The organism is Serratia sp. Nf2, from assembly GCF_003028435.1.
GTDB lineage: Bacteria > Pseudomonadota > Gammaproteobacteria > Enterobacterales > Enterobacteriaceae > Serratia > Serratia marcescens_L.
This window is the reverse complement of the sequence record NZ_PYTW01000005.1, coordinates 171,009-188,741: the sequence shown is the minus strand read 5'-3', so window position 1 is coordinate 188,741 and position 17,733 is coordinate 171,009. Positions and strand designations below refer to the sequence as shown.

Sequence of the window (17,733 nt, the reverse complement as noted above, 5' to 3'; positions counted from 1 at the left end):
AATCAACGTGGGTTACTTCAACAATCAAACCGGTTATCCAACCGACATTCTGTCAACGCGCGCCATCATCAAACGCGGCAACTATGCGCTGATCCCGCCGAACGGTCTGGTGCGCAACGTCATTCCCGGTTTTGAAAACTGCGACGTCACCATCTTGTCGACGCCGAAACTGGGCGCCACCTTCGTCGATTATCTGGTGACGCTGCACGACTGCGGCCGCAACACCAAAGGCTTTGGCGGCGAAGAGATCGAAACCTTCGTGTACGTCATCGACGGCGCCATTACCGCTTCCGCCGACGCCACCGACTACCCGCTGACCGCCGGCGGCTACCTTTACTGCCCGGCGGGCGTCACGATGCGGCTGGAAAACGCCAACGGCGGTCAATCCAGCCGCCTGTTCCTCTACAAGCGCCGCTACCAGCGCATCAAGGGCTATGAAGCGCACGTGGTCAGCAACAACGTCGCCAACCTGGAGAAGATCCACTACGAGGGTATGAGCGAGGTGATCCTGCAGGATCTGCTGCCGAAAGATCTGGGCTTCGACATGAATATGCACATCCTCTCCTTCGCCCCCGGCGCCAGCCACGGCTACATCGAGACCCACGTGCAGGAACATGGCGCCTACATTCTCAGCGGTGCCGGCGTGTACAACCTGGACAATGAATGGATGCCGGTGAAGCAAGGCGACTACATCTTCATGGGCGCCTATGTGCAGCAGGCGGGCTATGCGGTGGGCCAGGAAACCTTCAGCTACATCTACTCCAAGGACTGCAACCGCGACGTCGAGCCGTAAGCGCTTCGCCGCCAAAACCAAGGCCACCTGCTCGCGCAGCGTGGCCTTCTTTTTTATCCCAATCGGCGGCCGATGCGCATCGCGCGGGCGATGTTGGCGGCGCTGCGCTGCAGGTTGAGTTCCCCTTGCGACAGCGCGACCTCCAGCGTACTCAGGCGCGGCAGAATGCTGAACATCGCGTCGATTCCCTGCGCGTGCAGCGCCTCCGCCCCGTCCTCCACCACGCCGGCCAACGCGATCACCGGCAGGCCGCGCGCGCGCGCCAGACGGGCGACGCCGGACAGCGCCTTGCCGCCCAGCGTTTGGCTGTCGATGCGTCCTTCGCCGGTGATCAGCAAATCAGCCTCCGCTAGCGCCTGCTCCAGGCCCAGCGCCGCCATCACGATCTCGATACCCGGCTTCAGCGTTGCGCCGAGAAACACCTGGCAGGCGATCCCCATGCCGCCCGCCGCCCCGCCGCCGGCGACGTGCCGCACGTCGTGACCGGTGCTCTGGCGGAGCACCTCGGCATACTGCGTCAGGCCCTGTTCCAACTGCGCCACCATCGCCGCCGTCGCGCCCTTCTGCGGCCCGAACACCGCCGCCGCGCCGCGCGGCCCCACCAGCGGATTGTCTACGTCGCAGGCGACCTCGATTCGGCACTGCCGCAGGCGCGCATCCAGCGTACTGAGATCGATTCCGCTCAGCGTCGCCAGCTTGCCGCCGCCCCACGGCAACGCCTTGCCGTCCGGGCGGTAGAAGCGCCCGCCCAGCGCCTGCACCATGCCGACGCCGCCATCCACCGTGGCGCTACCGCCGATGCCGAGGATCAGGTGGCGAATGCCCTGATCCAGTGCATGCCGGATCAGTTCACCGGTGCCGTAGCTGGTCGCCAGCAGCGGGTTACGGCGCGCCGCCGGCGTCAGCATCAATCCACTGGCCGCCGCCATTTCGATCACCGCCGTCTTGCCGTCGCCGCTGATGCCATAAAACGCCGTCACCCGTTCCCCCAGCGGCCCCGTCGCCGATACCGTCACCTTGCGCCCGCCGGTGGCGGCCACCAGCGCGTCCACCGTGCCTTCGCCGCCGTCGGCGATCGGCAGGCAGACGCACTCGGCATCGGGATAAACCTCGTGAAAGCCGCGCGCGATCGCCTGCGCCGCCCGTTCTGCGCTGACGCTTTCTTTAAATGAATCCGGTGCAATAACAATTTTCATGCTGCCTCCTTTATTCGAGACGAAATAAAAATGGCCATGCCTTCCCCCGCTGAAATAATCAGATGAGAAATGCATGGCGAAATAAAAATAAAACTGTTGCCGACTATTTAATGAAGCTGAAGGAAAGTGTTATTTATTGACCCATTTCGCCGGCACGCTGTAGGTTAATATCGCCCCCAGTATCATCATCGTCGACAAGACGCACATCGCCGCCAAATTGCTGTGGGTCAGCTGTTTGAAATAGCCGATGATATAAGGTGAAATAAAACCGCCGATATTGGCGATGGAATTGATGAGCGCAATGCCCGCCGCAGCGCAGGTGCCGGTAAAAATGGCGTTCGGCAGGCTCCAGAACAGCGGCGACGGCACCAGGCTCGACGCCACCGCCACGCACAGCGCCGCCATCACCACGTGCTTGTTGTCCGGGAACAGGCCGATAAAGATCAGCGACACCGCGGCGATGCAGAACGGCACGATGATGTGCCAGCGCCGCTCGCGATGCTTGTCCGAACTGCGTGCGGCCGCCAGCATTGCCACCACCGCCAGCATGTACGGCAGCATGGTCAGCAGGCCGATATCCATCACCGAGGTCACGCCGGTGTCGCGAATAATGGTCGGCACCCAAAACGCCAGCCCGCCCTGGCCCATCACGGTGCAGAAGCAAATCAGCCACATTTTGGTGAACGCGGACGATCTCAGCATGCTTTTCATCGTCCACTCCTGCCCGCCGGCGGCGCCCTGGCGCGGCGCGCTCTGCGCCATATCCTCTTTGATCAGCGCCTTCTCCTGCGGGCTGAGCCACTTGGCGCTCTGATAGGTATTATCCAGGAAACAGAAGATGACGATGGCGATCAGCAGCGCGCGCGGGCCGCTGATAAAGAACAGCCACTGCCAACCGGAGAGATTCATCAGGCCGTTCATGTGCTCGATGATCCACCCACACAGCGGGCCGCCGATGATGTTGCTGACCGGGATGCCGCATACGAACAGCGCCGTCATCTTGGCACGCTGGCTGGACGGGAACCACAGCGTCAGATAGAGGATCACACCGGGGTAGAAGCCGGCCTCCGCCAGCCCCAGCAGGAAACGCGCCAGGTAGAATTGCCAGGGGTTGGTGATAAAGATGCTCAGCATCGAGATCGCCCCCCACACCACCATCAGCAGCGCGATGATCTTTCTGGCGCCGTAGCGGCTCAGCAGAATGTTACTGGGTACCCCGGCGATGATATAGCCGATGAAAAACACCCCGGCGCCCAGCCCGTAAACGGCTTCGGCCATCGAGACATTGCCGTTCAGAATATCGGGCATCATTTGGAATTTCGAAAACGAGATCCCAACCCGATCGAGATAACCGACGATATAGCTCACTAATAAAATGGGCATAATGCGCCAGGCGATTTTTCGATATAAACGGTTTTTGTCAGGGGCGGTAAGAATATCTTTATCAATAACAGCATTATCGGTTGCCATATTCAGTGTCTCCTCGGTTGGCATCCTGCTTTTTACTTTTTATTGTGCTGAATCATTTTTTATTGGATTGGCGGGGACCCTCTTTATTTATCATAAAGAGGGCGTTATTAATGTCGAACATCTCTGATTCTAACGATAAGCCGGCAAATCAAATGCCGGGGGTGCTCTTAGCCGGCCACCCGGTGGTTACCCATGATTTCCAGCGCCCGCACCAGCGCGGAGTGATCCAGCTCGCCGTCGCCATTAGCGGCGCAGACGTTGAACAGCTCCTGGCAGGTGGCGGTATTCGGCAGGCTGAGCGCCAGCGCCTTCGCGCCCTGCAGCGCCAGATTGAGATCCTTCTGGTGCAGCGAGATGCGGAACCCCGGCGCGAACGCCCGCTTGATCATCCGCTCGCCGTGCACCTCCAGAATGCGCGACGAGGCGAAACCGCCCATCAGGGCTTCGCGCACCCGGGCCGGATCGGCGCCGGCGCGCGAGGCGAAGACCAGTGCCTCGGAGACCGCTTCGATGGTCAGCGCCACGATGATCTGGTTGGCGACCTTGCAGGTTTGCCCGTCGCCGTTGCCGCCGATCAGCGTGATGTTCTTGCCCATCAGCGCCAGCAGCGGCTGCACCCGTTCGAAGGTCGCTTCCTCGCCCCCCACCATGATGGTCAGCGTGCCCTGTTTGGCGCCCACTTCGCCGCCGGAAACCGGCGCGTCCAGGTACTGGGCGCCCAGCTGGTTGATGCGCTGCGCGAACCGCTTGGTCTCCAGCGGTGAAATGGAGCTCATGTCCACCACCACTTTGCCGTTCAGCTTGCCGTCGGCGCAGCCGCGTTCACCGAACAGCACCTCCTCCACCTGCGGCGTATCCGGCACCATGATAAAGATCACGTCCGCCTCATTCGCCACCTGTTGCGGATCGCGGCAGGCGATGGCCCCTTGCTGCAACAGCACCGCCGGCACCTCATGCCGGGTGTGGGCGTAAAGCGTATGCCCGCCCGCCAGCAGATTTTCCGCCATCGGCGCGCCCATGATGCCCAGACCGATAAATCCCACTTTCATTTTCATCTCCTCAAGACAGGTATTTTTTAATCCATGACAGGCCGCTTTCCGTGGTGGTGAGCGGTTTGTATTCACAGCCGATCCAGCCGCGATAACCCATGCGATCCAGCTGCGCGAAGATAAACTCGCAGTTGATTTCGCCGGTGCCCGGCTCATGCCGCCCCGGGTTGTCGGCGACCTGAACGTGGTCGATCTTCGCCAGCAGGCGCTCGAGGGTCTGCGTCAGCTCCCCCTCCATGCGCTGCATGTGGTAAAGGTCGTACTGCAGATACAGGTTGGGGCTGCCGATCGCTTCGATCAGTTCGATCGCCTGCCGGGAGGTTTGCAGGTAGAACTGCGGCATGTCGTAGCGGTTGATCGGTTCGATCAACAGACGGATATTCTGCCGCGCCAGAGTGTCGGCGGCGTAGCTCAGGTTCTCCTTCACCCGTTCGTCGGTGGTGTGGCGGCTGACGGCGGGATCAGGATTGCCGATCAGGCAGTTGATGCGATCGCAGCCCAGCGCCTGCGCATACTCGATCGCGCGCCCGACGCCGTCGCGGAACTCCGCTTCACGCCCCGGCAAGCAGGCGATGCCCCGTTCGCCCGCCGCCCAGTCGCCGGCCGGCAGGTTGAACAGCACCTGGCTCAGGCGATGCGCCTCCAGTTCGCTGCGCAACGCGGCGATCGGGTAGTTATAGGGGAACATGTATTCCACCGCGCTGAAGCCCTGCTCCTTCGCCCGGCGGAAGCGCTGCATGAAATCGACTTCGGTGAACAGCATGGACAGGTTGGCTGAAAATTTCGGCATGGTAAGGCTCCTCAACGGTAATCAAAGAAGTTGACCGAGGTCGGCGCGTCTTCCGGCGTTGCCGCCACCGGTTCGAACTCGTTGACGTTATCCAGCTCGGTACCCATGGAAATATTGGTGACGCGCTCCAGGATGATTTCCACCACCACCGGCACCCGGTGCTGCTGCATCAGTTCCTGGGCCTGACGGAACGCCGGCGCGATCTCTTCCGGTTTGAACACCCGCAGCGCCTTGCAGCCCAGCCCTTCCGCCACCTTGACGTGATCGACGCCGTACTCGCCAATCTCCGCATTGTTGATGTTTTCAAACGACAGCTGCACGCAGTAATCCATATCGAACCCGCGCTGCGCCTGGCGGATCAGCCCCAGATAGGCGTTGTTCACCAGCACGTGGATATAGGGCAGCTTGAACTGTGCGCCGACCGCCAGCTCTTCGAGCATGAATTGGAAATCATAGTCGCCCGACAGCGCGACCACCTTGCGCTGCGGATCGGCGGCGCATACGCCCAGCGCCGCAGGCAGCGTCCAGCCCAGCGGGCCGGCCTGGCCGGCGTTGATCCAGTGACGCGGCTCGAAAACGTGCAGCATTTGCGCGGCGGCGATCTGCGACAGCCCGATGGTGGTGACGTAGCAGGCGTCGCGGCCGAAGGCGCGGTTCATCTCTTCATACACCCGCTGCGGCTTGACCGGCACGTTGTCGAAGTGGGTTTTGCGCAGCAGCGTTTGCTTGCGCTGCAGGCAAGCGGCGCACCAGGCGTCGCGATTCGGCAACTCGCCGCGTTCGAAGCGGCGCTTTGCCGTGTCCACCAGCATTTGCAGCGCGATGCGCGCGTCGGAGACGATACCCAGATCCGGGCAGATCACCCGGCCAATCTGCGTCGGCTCGATATCGATGTGCACCACCTTGCGCCCGGCGGTGTACTTGTCCACCGAGCCGGTGTGGCGGTTGGCCCAGCGGTTGCCGATGCCGAACACCAGATCCGAATCCAGCAGGTTGGCGTTGCCGTAGCGGTGCGAGGTTTGCAGGCCCGCCATGCCCGCCATCAACGGGTGATCGTCCGCAATGGCGCCCCAGCCCATCAGCGTCGGGATCACCGGCACATTGCAGATCTCCGCCAGCTGCTGCAGCAGATCCGCCGCGTCGGCGTTGTGAATGCCGCCGCCGGCGATGATCAGCGGTTTTTTCGCCGCGCACAGCAGATCCAGCGCTTTGTCGATCTGCATCTGGGTGGCCGCCGGCTTATAGGCGGGCAGTGAAGAGTAGGTGTCCGGATCGAACTCGATCTCCGCCATCTGCACGTCGAACGGCAGATCGATCAGCACCGGGCCCGGTCGGCCGGAGCGCATCAGGTGAAACGCCTGTTGCAGCACGCGCGGCACCAGCGCCGGTTCCTGCACGGTGACCGCCATCTTGGTCACCGGCTTGGCGATCGATTCGATGTCTACCGCCTGAAAATCTTCTTTGTGCAAACGCGCACGCGGCGCCTGGCCGGTGATGCACAGGATCGGGATCGAATCGGCGGAGGCGGAGTAAAGCCCGGTGATCATGTCGGTGCCCGCCGGGCCGGAGGTGCCGATGCACACGCCGATGTTGCCGGCGGCGGCGCGAGTGTACCCTTCCGCCATGTGCGAGGCCCCTTCCACGTGCCGCGCCAGGTAGTGTTTGATGCCGCCGTGCCGCCGCATCGCATCGTAGAACGGGTTGATCGCCGCGCCGGGCACGCCGAACGCAGTGGTGATCCCTTCTTTTTCCAGCACGTGCATTGCCGCGTCTACCGCTCGCATAATTGCCATGTGATGCTCTCCTTAATTTATTGGAAAATTTTTCCAACTTAAAATTGCGGTCAAAAAAACCCGTTTGCTCATCAAACGGGGAGTCTTGCTTCGCGCCGGTTCAGCCCGGCGCGCGACGTTTACGCCCTGCTGCGCGATTCGCCCAGCGCGGCGCTGATATCTCTGGCCACTTCACCCACCAGTTCACCCAGCTCCTTGAACCGCTCCTTGCCGACTCGCGAACTCGGCCCTGAGATGGAGATGGCGGCGATCACGTTGTTGTTGCGATCGAAAATCGCCGAAGCCAGGCAGTTCAGGCCAAGCGCGTGCTCTTCATCGTCGATGGTGTAGCCCTGCGCCAGCGACTGATGCAGATCCTTGCGCAGCAGGTTCACGCTGGTCAGCGTCTTCGGCGTGTAGGATTGCAGCCCCGAACGCACGATCAGATCCAGCATCTCCTCTTCCGCCAGCGGGTACAGCAGCGCCTTGCCGGCGCCCGAGGCGTGCAGCGGCAAACGGCTGCCCAGCGGCGCGCACATGCGCACCATCGCCTGACACTCGCATTGACGAATCAGCACCGCGTCGAAATTGTTGCGGATCGCCAGGTTGGCGGTCTCGCCGGACAGCAACATCAGCCGGCGCATGAACGGCCCGGCCACCGATACCACGTCGCGATCGTTCATGTAAGCGGAACCGACGGTGAACGACTGAATGCCGATATGCCACCAGCCCAGCTGTGGATCCTGAAAGACGAATTCCGATTTCTCCAGCACTTTCAACAATCTGAAGGTGGTGGACAGCGGCAACTCCAGCTTTTCGGACAGCACGGAAACCGACGAACTCCCCCCGGCGTTGGCCAGGTACTGGAGGATCTCCAGCCCACGATCCAACGCCTGCGCCCCTTTGGTGGCACCGGCTTCGGTGGCGGGTCGTCCTTTCCTGCGTAATTCGGTCATTCAAGCTTCCTTTATCAGTAACGGCATGGGTGACGCTATGATAAACGCCCTGCGCGGCGTGCGGCCAGCGCTATGCCAAAACTATGCGATACGGCTCCGGCAAGCGGCTGACCACGCAGTTGTCGGCGCCCGCGCGATCGATAGTGAAAAAGTCGGTGACCTTCGCATAGGCAAACAGCGGGTGATGCCAGACGTTGCGATGATAGTTGATCCCCTGCTTGCCGTTGGTGATAAAGGCGCGCAGCGTGCCGACGGGGATGGTTTCGCCCGGTTCGGCGACGATCACCACGAAGCGTTCGCCGTTCATCGGCACAAAGGCCTGCGACGAGAGCGGATGCTTTTCCAACAGGGAAAAGGTCATCGGCAGCTCGCTGGGTTCCGCCCGGTTGATGCTGGCGAGCACCCGGTTGCCGTCGGACACCTCTATCTTGGCGAGATCGTGATAACGCTCGGTTTTCCCGTCATTGATATGAAAGAAACGCGAGCCCTCTATCTGCAATACATCGCCGTAAGGCGCAAAGGCCGCCGGCGTTAATTCTTCGATGATTAAATCCATGTGATTCTCCAAAACGCATGACCCAGACGACGATTGAACGGCGATATTTCACCCAACGACTTCACTCTAGACAGCGCGTGTTGAATTTGACAGCATTTTTTTGGAAAATTTTTCCACAATAAGATCACCCGCACACTTTACGATCGAATAACAATATTAGTTGCGTTAAATCAATGAATTAAAAAATCACCTGATTCATCATCGGGCAAAATGGGGCGGCGCATATTCATCGCTATCGGATGATTCTGTGACCGGGATCGTGGGGTTGGGCTTTGCCGCTGCCTATCGCGCCGCAACATCAGTAGATTCTTCTCACCGATAACCGAAAAGGCGGTGTCAGCCAAGGACCCCACATGCTGGATCACGAAACCATTCGTTCGTTTATCAAAGTTGCCGAGTGCCAAAGCTTCTCGCGCGCGGCAGAATTGCTGCATAAAACCACCGCCACCATCAGCTACCGCATCAAAACGCTGGAAGAGAGCATCGGCACGCAGCTGTTTATCCGCACCACCCGCACCGTCAACCTGACGCCGGCCGGAGAATATTTACTGGAGCGCTGCCGCCAGTGGCACACCTGGTTGGACGCCATGCCGGGCGAACTGCGGCAAATCAACGACGGCGTAGAGCATCAGGTGAATATCGTGATCAACAACCTGCTGTACGACGCCGCCGCCGTGGCCGGGCTGTTGGCCCACCTGCACGACAAATACCCGTTCACCCAATTCCACATTTCTCGCCAGGTGTACATGGGCGTGTGGGACGCGCTGCTGAATGAGGATTGCCATCTGGCGATCGGCGCGGCGGGCAACGAATCGCTGGAAAACAGCATCAAGGTACTGCCGCTGGGCAAGATCGATTGGGTGTTCGCCATCTCGCCGACGCACCCGCTGGCCGCCGCCGCCGATCCGCTGAACGAAACGCAGCTGCGCCCTTACGCCGCGATCAACGTCGAAGATACCGCACGCCATTTGGCCAAGCGCACCGCCTGGCTGCTGTCGGGCCAACAGGAGATCAAGGTGCCGGACCTGCGCACCAAGCTGGAGTGCCATCTGCGCGGCCTCGGGATCGGTTTCCTTCCGCGCCAGCTGTGCCAAACTTACCTTGATAGCGGCGAGTTGGTGGCTAAGCAGCTCAAATATCCGCGCCAACCCTCTCCCCTGTCGCTGGCCTGGTCCGACGCTCGCGGCGGTGAAGCGGTGCGCACCCTTATCAACCTGTTCCAGACGCGGGATCCGCTGATCGCGGGTTTGGTCGGCGCCCTGGATTAAGTCGCGGTAACGGTAGGCATTTTTCCGGCGCTGACGTAATATCTGTTTACATATGTCTGACAGGAGGTTTGCATGCTTACTTTTATTCCCATCGTGATCGTCGTCGCGCTGATTGTGGTGTTCGCCGGCGTCAAAATTGTGCCGCAGGGGTTCCAATGGACGGTAGAACGCTTCGGCCGCTACACCAAAACGCTGATGCCGGGCCTGAACCTGGTGGTGCCGTTCATGGATCGCATCGGCCGCAAAATCAACATGATGGAGCAGGTGCTGGACATCCCCTCGCAGGAGGTCATTTCCCGCGATAACGCCAACGTCGCCATCGACGCGGTGTGCTTTATCCAGGTGGTCGATCCGGCGCGCGCCGCCTACGAGGTCAGCAACCTCGAACAGGCGATCGTCAACCTGACCATGACCAACTTCCGTACCGTGCTCGGCTCAATGGAGCTGGACGAAATGCTGTCGCAACGCGACAGCATCAACAGCCGCCTGCTGCACATCGTCGATGAAGCGACCAATCCGTGGGGGGTGAAAATCACCCGTATCGAGATCCGCGACGTGCGGCCACCGGCGGAACTGATCGCCTCGATGAACGCCCAGATGAAAGCCGAACGTACCAAACGTGCCGACATCCTCGAGGCGGAAGGGGTGCGTCAGGCGGCCATTCTGCGTGCCGAAGGGGAGAAACAATCGCAGATCCTGAAGGCCGAGGGCGAACGCCAGTCGGCGTTCCTGCAGGCGGAAGCGCGTGAACGCGCCGCCGAGGCCGAGGCGCGCGCCACCCAGCTGGTGTCCGACGCCATCGCCAGCGGTAACATTCAGGCGGTGAACTACTTCGTGGCGCAGAAATACACCGACGCGCTGCAGAAGATCGGTTCCTCCAACAACAGCAAAGTGGTGATGATGCCGCTGGACGCCAGCAGCCTGCTCGGCTCGATCGGCGGCATTACCGAACTGCTGAAAGAAAGCAAAGGCAAATAATCATGCTCGAACTGATCGCGGCGAATCCGCTGTGGTTTTGGCTCTCCCTCGGGGGCGTATTGCTGGCGGCGGAAATGCTCGGCGCCGGCGGCTATCTGCTGTGGAGCGGCGTGGCGGCGCTGTTGGTCGGCGCTCTGATCTGGCTGCTGCCGCCGCTTTCCTGGGCGTGGCAGGGCATGATCTTCGCCGTCCTGACCGTCGTCGTCGCCTACCTGTGGTGGTACTGGCTGCGACGGCGCCCGGCGGCCGCATCCGGCGGGTCGCCGGTGCTCAACCAGCGCAACCGCCAGCTGATCGGCACCCGCGCTACGCTGACGGAGCCGATGCACAACGGCATGGGGCGCATCAATATCGGTGACAGCAGTTGGCGCGCGCAGGCGGCAGAAGATCTGCCCGCCGGCGCCGAAGTGGAAGTGGTGGCGGTGGAAGGCGTCACGCTGGTGATCCGCGCCATCAGCCGTTAATTCGAACGACAGCACCCCGCCAGGTTATTGATGATGGGGCACTCCGCCCCCTCGTCGCCCGGGCATTGGTCAGCCAGCGCCAGCAGGCGTTGGCGCATTTCGCCCAGTTCGCTGATGTGCCTTTCAATCTCCGCCACCTTCTGCAACGTGCGCGCCTTCACGTCGGCGCTGTGGCGGGCCGGATCGTTGAACAACGCCACCAGCTCGCGGCACTCGTCCAGGTTGAAGCCTACCTGCCGCGCCTGGCGCAGCAGCGTCAGCTCTTCGACGTGCCTGGCGGAATAGTGGCGATAACCGTTATCGCTGCGGATCGGGGCGGTAATCAGCGCTTTCTCTTCGTAAAAACGAATCGTCTTGCTGGTTAACCCGGTTTTTTTCGCGACGTCGCTAATATTCATTTTCCCTCCTTGACCTTACCCTTGCTGGAAGGTTTAAGCTCCATTCTTAGTGAAAACAGGTCAGGCGGTCAACCTTTAAACACCGCCTTCTACGCAAGGAGTCCAATCATGTCACACACCACTATGCTGGCGTTGCAGGGGCTGTCCTGCATGAACTGCGCGCAGCGGGTGAAAAAAGCCCTGGAAAGCCGCAGCGATGTCGAACAGGCGGACGTTAACGTACATTACGCCAAAGTGACCGGCGACGCGCCGGACAGCGCGCTGATCGACAGCGTGATTGCCGCCGGTTATCAGGCCGAGGTCGCGCCGCACGCCGATACCGAACTGCAACTGAGCGGCCTGAGCTGCATGCACTGCGTCGGCACCACCCGCAAAGCGCTGGAAGCGGTGCCGGGCGTGTTCGCCGCCGAGGTCGAGATCGACAGCGCGAAAGTGTACGGCGATGCCGATCCACAGGCGCTGATCGCCGCGGTGGAAGATGCCGGTTATCACGCCAGCGTAGCGGGCGCCGTCGCCCCAAAAACTGAGCCGTTGACTGACGCAACACCTTCGTTGCCGGACGTTCAGCCAGCGGCGCAATCTCCCCTTCCGGCAACCGACGGCGCGGACGACAGCGTACAGCTGCTGCTCAGCGGCATGACCTGCGCCAGCTGCGTCAATAAAGTGCAGCAGGCGCTGCAAAGCGTTCCCGGCGTAGAGCACGCACGCGTCAACCTGGCGGAACGCAGCGCGCTGGTGACCGGCGCCGCCGATGCGCAGGCGCTGGTGGCGGCGGTGGAAAAAGCCGGCTACGGCGCCGAGATGATTCAGGACGAGACCGAACGCCGCGAGCGCCAGCAGCAGACCGCACGCACCAACATGAAGCGCTTTAGCTGGCAGGCGGCGCTGGGTCTGGCGTTGGGTATCCCGCTGATGGCCTGGGGGCTGTTCGGCGGCAGCATGACGCTGACGCCGGAAACCCAGCGCCCCTGGCTGCTGGTCGGCGTTATCACCCTGGCGGTGATGGTGTTCGCCGGTGGGCACTTCTACCGCAACGCCTGGCGCGCGCTGATGAACGGCAGCGCCACCATGGATACCCTGGTGGCGCTCGGCACCGGCGCCGCCTGGCTTTACTCGATCGCCGTCAACATTTGGCCCGATTTCTTCCCGATGGCAGCGCGTCACCTCTATTACGAGGCCAGCGCGATGATCATCGGTTTGATCAACCTCGGCCATGCGCTGGAGCAACGCGCTCGTCAGCGTTCTTCGCAGGCGCTGGAGCGGTTGCTGGATCTGACGCCGCCTACCGCGCGCCTGGTAACCGACGACGGCGAGCGCGATATCCCGCTGGCGGAGGTGCAGCTCGGTATGACGCTGCGGCTGACCACCGGCGATCGCGTGCCGGTCGACGGTGACATCGTGCAGGGCGAAGTCTGGCTCGATGAAGCGATGCTGACCGGCGAAGCGGTGCCGCAGCAAAAAGGCCCCGGCGATACAGTGCATGCAGGGACGGTGGTCGACGACGGCAGCGTGCTGTTCCGCGCCGCCGCCATCGGCAGCCAAACCACGCTGGCGCGCATCATCAAACTGGTACGTCAGGCGCAGAGCAGTAAACCGGCGATCGGCCAACTGGCCGACCGCGTCTCGGCGGTGTTCGTGCCGGCGGTGGTAGCGATCGCCCTGTTCAGCGCGGCGATGTGGTACTTCTTCGGCCCGCAGCCGCAGCTGGTCTACACGCTGGTGATCGCCACCACGGTGCTGATCATCGCCTGCCCGTGCGCCTTGGGCCTGGCGACGCCGATGTCGATCATCTCCGGCGTCGGCCGCGCGGCGGAGTTCGGCGTGCTGGTACGCGACGCCGACGCCCTGCAGCAGGCCAGCCAGCTGGACACCCTGGTGTTCGACAAAACCGGCACCCTGACCGAAGGGAAACCGCAGGTGGTGGAGATCCTGACCTTCAATCAGGTCAGCGAGCAGCAGGCGATTGGCTGGGCCGCCGCGCTGGAGCAAGGTTCCAACCACCCGCTGGCGCGCGCCATCATGGAACGCGCCGCCGGGCAAACGCTGCCGCAGGTCGCGCAGTTCCGCACCCTGCGCGGCGCCGGCGTCAGCGGGGAGATCGACGGCGTGCAGCTGCTGCTGGGCAACGCCGCGCTGCTGGAGCAACATCAGGTTGCGACCGCCGAACTGAAAGCGCCGATGCGCGCCCAGGCCGAACGCGGCGTGACGCCGGTGCTGCTGGCCGTTAACGGTCAACCGGCCGCGCTGTTCGCCATTCGCGATCCGCTGCGCGAGGACAGCGTCGCGGCGCTGCAGCGCCTGCACCAGCAGGGATATCAGTTGGTAATGCTGACCGGCGACAACCCGGTGACCGCCAACGCCATCGCCAAAGAGGCCGGTATCGATCGGGTGATTGCCGGAGTGCTGCCGGACGGCAAAGCGGCAGCGATCAAGCAGCTGCAGGCGCAGGGCCAGCGCGTGGCGATGGTCGGCGACGGCATCAACGACGCCCCGGCGCTGGCGCAGGCCGACGTGGGCATCGCGATGGGCGGCGGCAGCGACATCGCCATCGAGACCGCCGCCATCACCCTGATGCGCCACAGCCTGCACGGCGTGGCGGATGCGGTGGAACTGTCGAAGGCCACGCTGCGCAACATGAAGCAGAACCTGTTCGGCGCCTTTATCTACAATACGCTGGGCATCCCGATCGCCGCCGGCGTGCTTTACCCGCTGACCGGCACGCTGCTCAGCCCGGTGGTGGCGGGCGCGGCGATGGCGCTGTCGTCGATTACCGTCGTCAGCAATGCCAACCGGCTGCTGCGTTTTAAACCCAGGAAGTGATCGCCGGGGCGCCGTCATGGCGCCCCGCCGTTTTCCGGGCTTTCCTGCGCGGCGGATAGCGTTTAGCATGAATGATGATTTTCTCTCGCCTTTCATGCTGAAACGCGCACCCGTTATTCAGGAGCCACGCCGTATGGGTCAACTGTTACGCCGCCTCGCCGCCTTTCTCGGCCTGATCTCCCCCAAACGTTATGCTTATCCGGCGCTGGACATCACTCTGTCGGGCGATCGTCGGCTACATCTGGTGGGCAGCATCCATATGGGCACCGTCGATATGTCGCCGTTGCCGCCCCGGCTAGCCGCCCGGCTGCAACAGGCCGACGCGCTGATCGTCGAAGCCGATATCACCGACGCCGCCTCCCCTTTCGACCACGCAGAACAGCAGCCGGCGCTGGAACAGCGTCTGTCCGCCGAAGAATTTCAACGGCTGCTGACGCTGTGCCACGAGTTGGGCACCGATCCGCACGCCTTCGCCACCCTGCCCGGCTGGCAGGTGGCGCTGATGATGCAGGCGCGCCAGGCTCAGCGTCTGGGGCTGCGGGCAGAGTACGGCGTGGACTATCAGCTGCTGCAGGCCGCCAGGGCGCAGGACAAACCGGTGATCGAACTGGAAGGGGCGCAGCAGCAGTTGGCGATGCTGGAACAGCTGCCGGAAGGCGGCATTGCGCTGCTGCGCGATACGCTGGAACACTGGCACACCAACGCGCGGCTGCTGCAAACCATGGTGAGCTGGTGGCTGGACGCCAAACCGCGCGGCACGCTGGACACCCTGCCCGCCACCTTCAGCGCCGGGCTGTACGACGTGCTGATGCATCAGCGCAATCGCGACTGGCGGCGTCAGCTGGAGGCGCTGCCGGCCGGGGACTATGTGGTGGCGGTTGGCGCATTGCACCTGTACGGCGAGGATAACCTGCCGGCGATGCTGCAGCCGCAGGGCTAAAAAAGAGGCCAATATCGCTATTGGCCAGTCAAAGAGGAATTTCTTGTATTCTAGTTATACGCATAGCAACCGTGTTAACGGTTACAACAAACAGGGTAGCAACCCGGTGAATATCTTGGCAACCCGCTTTATGTAACAGCCGCTCAGGTTGCCGGGCAGGTCGGATTTTTGTATTTTTAAGGCTGGTTATCACCCTTCCCCCGCAGGGGGCATTCTGGACAACACATCATGACGCCCGCAGTCGTTCTGCTTGAGAAACAAAAGGTCGCCTTTACCCTTCATGCGTATCACCACGACAGCGACGAAACTAATTTCGGCGACGAAGCGGTGAGAAAGCTGGGGCTGGATGCCGATCGGGTTTACAAAACCTTGCTGGTGGCGCTGAACGGCGACGCCAAACACCTGGCGGTGGCGGTCACGCCGGTCGCCACCCAGTTGGATCTGAAAAAGGTCGCCCGCGCGCTTGGCGCCAAAAAGGCCGAGATGGCCGATCCGCAGTTGGCGCAGCGCGTCACCGGGTATCTGGTGGGCGGCATCAGCCCGCTGGGGCAGAAAAAACGGCTGCCGACGGTGATCGACAGCCCGGCGCAAGCGTTCGCCACCATCTACGTTTCCGGCGGCAAACGCGGGCTGGACATCGAGCTGGCCGCCGCCGATCTGTGCCGCCTGCTGGCCGGCAGCTTCGCCGACATCGCCAAACGCGACTGACGCCGCGCGCTCAGCGGCACACCACCGTGGCGTCACAGGCCGCCAGCGTCTCGACCAGGCGGTCCTCCAGTGCCTTCACCTCCGCGCCGGGTACCAGATAGTTGTTGCTGATGATGGCGAACGCCAACGGCCGCCCGGCCGCCGAGTCGACATAGCCGCTGAGCGACGATACCCCGGTCATGGAACCGCTCTTGGCGTGGGCGCGGCCCGCCGCCGCGCTTTTTACCATACGGCTCTGCAGCGTGCCGCCCACCAGCAACCCCGGCTGGCCCGCGACGGGCAAGGCGCGATACCAGTCGGCGAACCACGGCTGTTTTCTGGCCGCCAACAGCAGCGTCGTTAGCTGCTGCGGCGTGATTTGGTTCATACGCGACAGCCCGGAACCGTCCACCTGACGGTACGCGCCGGCCTCGATGCCCTGGCTTTGCACAAACCGGCTAATCGCCTGCAGGCCGGCGGCCCAATCCCCCTTGCCCTGCGTCTTGCGGCCCATCGCTTTGGTCAGTACCTCGCCGTAACCGTTGTTGGACACCTTCAGGAAGGTGACGGCCAGGCGGGAGAGCGGCGGCGAGGTTTTTTCGGCCAGCAGCCGGGCATCGGCAGGGGTCACGCCCTCTTCAGCGTTACCGCGCAGCGTGATGCCATGCGTGCGCAGGGCATTTTGCAATAAGGCGCCAACCACGCGGGCCGGTTGATCGACGGTGATCAATCGCGAGCGGGTCTCCGCCTGCGCGGCGATGGTGCCGCTGACCACGATTCGATTGCTGCCCGGCAGGCGATCGAACGTCAGTGCGGTGTCGCCGCCGGTGCTGGTGCGGTTGACCAGCGTCACCGCGTCATTGGCGGGATAGAAGCTCACCCGGCCCGGCGCACCGGCGCGGGCACCCGCCTGCACCTCCACCCGCACCACGTTGATATCGCCGCCAGGGGTAAAGGCGTAGTTCAGCGCCGAGATCGGCGCGGCAAAGGCGAAGGGTTCGTCGTCCCAGCTCCAGCCGGCGCCGAAGGGCGTTTGATCGAACGCGTTGGCGTCCAGGATCAGCCGCCCATGAATATGGCGAATGCCGCGCTGCGCCAGTGTGGCGGCGAAGGTGTCGAGATCGTCCGGATGCAACGTCGGATCGCCGCTGCCCTGCAGATAGAGATCCCCCCGCAAGGTGTCGCCGCGCTGCTCGCCGGTGGTCAGCAGCCGGGTTTCAAACCGGTAATCCTCCCCCAGCACGCCGAACGCCGCCAGAGAAGTGAACATCTTCATGTTGGAAGCCGGCGCCAGGCGCTGCTCCGCGTGCGCCTGATACAGCACGGTGCCGCTGTCGGCATCGCGCACCATCACGCCGCTCGACGCGCCAACCAGCGCCTTGTCCTGGCCGATGGCCGCCAGCGCCTGGCTGAGCGTTTGCTCATGGCGTTGGCCGGATGACGAACACCCCGCCAGTGCCAGGATGGCGGGCAGCAGCCAGCCTGCGGTTTTCAACATGTCATCTCCCTGCTTGCGTTATCAAAACCAAATTGCTGCTCAGGCTATCATTGGAAGGCGGCGGCGGCGACTTTTGCGTGCGTTTGAGGCAGGGTTTT

The 17,733-nt window shown here is 62.6% G+C and carries 16 protein-coding genes; 7 read left to right on the top strand and 9 right to left on the bottom strand.

Translation table 11 applies throughout. The features are described 5' to 3' along the window. Window positions 1-7 precede the first annotated feature (7 nt). Window positions 8-793, top strand: a complete 786-nt coding sequence (allE, locus tag C9411_RS13165; protein WP_049213831.1) for a (S)-ureidoglycine aminohydrolase — start codon at window positions 8-10, stop codon at window positions 791-793. A 53-nt stretch (window positions 794-846) separates the two neighbouring features. On the opposite strand, the gene C9411_RS13160 is transcribed toward allE, so the two are convergent. The 7 genes from C9411_RS13160 to C9411_RS13130 form a co-directional block, all read right to left on the bottom strand. Continuing rightward, on the bottom strand, window positions 847-1,989 hold the full coding sequence (locus C9411_RS13160; protein ID WP_107227203.1) for a glycerate kinase: 1,143 nt from the start codon (window positions 1,987-1,989) through the stop codon (window positions 847-849). A gap of 129 nt (window positions 1,990-2,118) precedes the next feature. Continuing rightward, entirely contained in the window at window positions 2,119-3,372 is a 1,254-nt protein-coding gene (locus C9411_RS13155; RefSeq protein WP_223915619.1) for an MFS transporter, read from the bottom strand. A gap of 254 nt (window positions 3,373-3,626) precedes the next feature. Next, window positions 3,627-4,508, bottom strand: a complete 882-nt coding sequence (glxR, locus tag C9411_RS13150) for a 2-hydroxy-3-oxopropionate reductase (protein WP_107227202.1) — start codon at window positions 4,506-4,508, stop codon at window positions 3,627-3,629. A gap of 10 nt (window positions 4,509-4,518) precedes the next feature. After that, entirely contained in the window at window positions 4,519-5,298 is a 780-nt protein-coding gene (hyi, locus tag C9411_RS13145) for a hydroxypyruvate isomerase (RefSeq protein WP_107227201.1), read from the bottom strand. A gap of 11 nt (window positions 5,299-5,309) precedes the next feature. Further along, window positions 5,310-7,091, bottom strand: a complete 1,782-nt coding sequence (gene gcl, locus C9411_RS13140) for a glyoxylate carboligase (RefSeq protein ID WP_107227200.1) — start codon at window positions 7,089-7,091, stop codon at window positions 5,310-5,312. Window positions 7,092-7,210: 119 nt separating this feature from the next. Next, entirely contained in the window at window positions 7,211-8,026 is an 816-nt protein-coding gene (gene allR, locus C9411_RS13135; RefSeq protein ID WP_063991005.1) for an HTH-type transcriptional repressor AllR, read from the bottom strand. Window positions 8,027-8,096: 70 nt separating this feature from the next. Continuing rightward, window positions 8,097-8,582, bottom strand: a complete 486-nt coding sequence (locus C9411_RS13130; RefSeq protein ID WP_107227199.1) for an ureidoglycolate lyase — start codon at window positions 8,580-8,582, stop codon at window positions 8,097-8,099. A 353-nt stretch (window positions 8,583-8,935) separates the two neighbouring features. Between C9411_RS13130 and allS the strand changes: the two genes are divergently transcribed. From allS to C9411_RS13115, 3 genes are all read left to right on the top strand, one after another. After that, window positions 8,936-9,850, top strand: a complete 915-nt coding sequence (gene allS / locus C9411_RS13125) for an HTH-type transcriptional activator AllS (protein ID WP_063991003.1) — start codon at window positions 8,936-8,938, stop codon at window positions 9,848-9,850. Window positions 9,851-9,922: 72 nt separating this feature from the next. Further along, window positions 9,923-10,828, top strand: a complete 906-nt coding sequence (locus C9411_RS13120) for an SPFH domain-containing protein (protein WP_004940203.1) — start codon at window positions 9,923-9,925, stop codon at window positions 10,826-10,828. 2 nt (window positions 10,829-10,830) lie between these two features. Beyond that, complete coding sequence (locus C9411_RS13115; protein ID WP_063991002.1) at window positions 10,831-11,292, top strand: NfeD family protein; 462 nt, start codon at window positions 10,831-10,833, stop codon at window positions 11,290-11,292. On the opposite strand, the gene cueR is transcribed toward C9411_RS13115, so the two are convergent. Next, window positions 11,289-11,690 (bottom strand): Cu(I)-responsive transcriptional regulator, encoded by a 402-nt coding sequence (gene cueR, locus C9411_RS13110; RefSeq protein WP_047728634.1) that lies wholly within the window; start codon window positions 11,688-11,690, stop codon window positions 11,289-11,291. The genes C9411_RS13115 and cueR overlap by 4 nt on opposite strands. Window positions 11,691-11,798: 108 nt before the next feature. Here cueR and copA point away from each other — a divergent pair, with 108 nt between their 5' ends. The 3 genes from copA to ybaK all read left to right on the top strand — a co-directional run bounded on the left by copA (window position 11,799) and on the right by ybaK (window position 16,158). Continuing rightward, the gene (gene copA / locus C9411_RS13105) at window positions 11,799-14,510 is read left to right on the top strand and encodes a copper-exporting P-type ATPase CopA (protein WP_107227198.1); all 2,712 of its coding nucleotides are present in this window, start codon (window positions 11,799-11,801) and stop codon (window positions 14,508-14,510) included. Between the two features lie 133 nt (window positions 14,511-14,643). Beyond that, window positions 14,644-15,450, top strand: a complete 807-nt coding sequence (locus tag C9411_RS13100) for a TraB/GumN family protein (protein ID WP_063991000.1) — start codon at window positions 14,644-14,646, stop codon at window positions 15,448-15,450. A gap of 228 nt (window positions 15,451-15,678) precedes the next feature. Further along, window positions 15,679-16,158, top strand: a complete 480-nt coding sequence (ybaK, locus tag C9411_RS13095; protein WP_063990999.1) for a Cys-tRNA(Pro)/Cys-tRNA(Cys) deacylase YbaK — start codon at window positions 15,679-15,681, stop codon at window positions 16,156-16,158. 10 nt (window positions 16,159-16,168) lie between these two features. On the opposite strand, the gene dacB is transcribed toward ybaK, so the two are convergent. Next, window positions 16,169-17,635, bottom strand: coding sequence for a D-alanyl-D-alanine carboxypeptidase/D-alanyl-D-alanine-endopeptidase (dacB, locus tag C9411_RS13090; RefSeq protein ID WP_107227197.1), 1,467 nt, complete (start codon window positions 17,633-17,635; stop codon window positions 16,169-16,171). Window positions 17,636-17,733 lie beyond the last annotated feature (98 nt).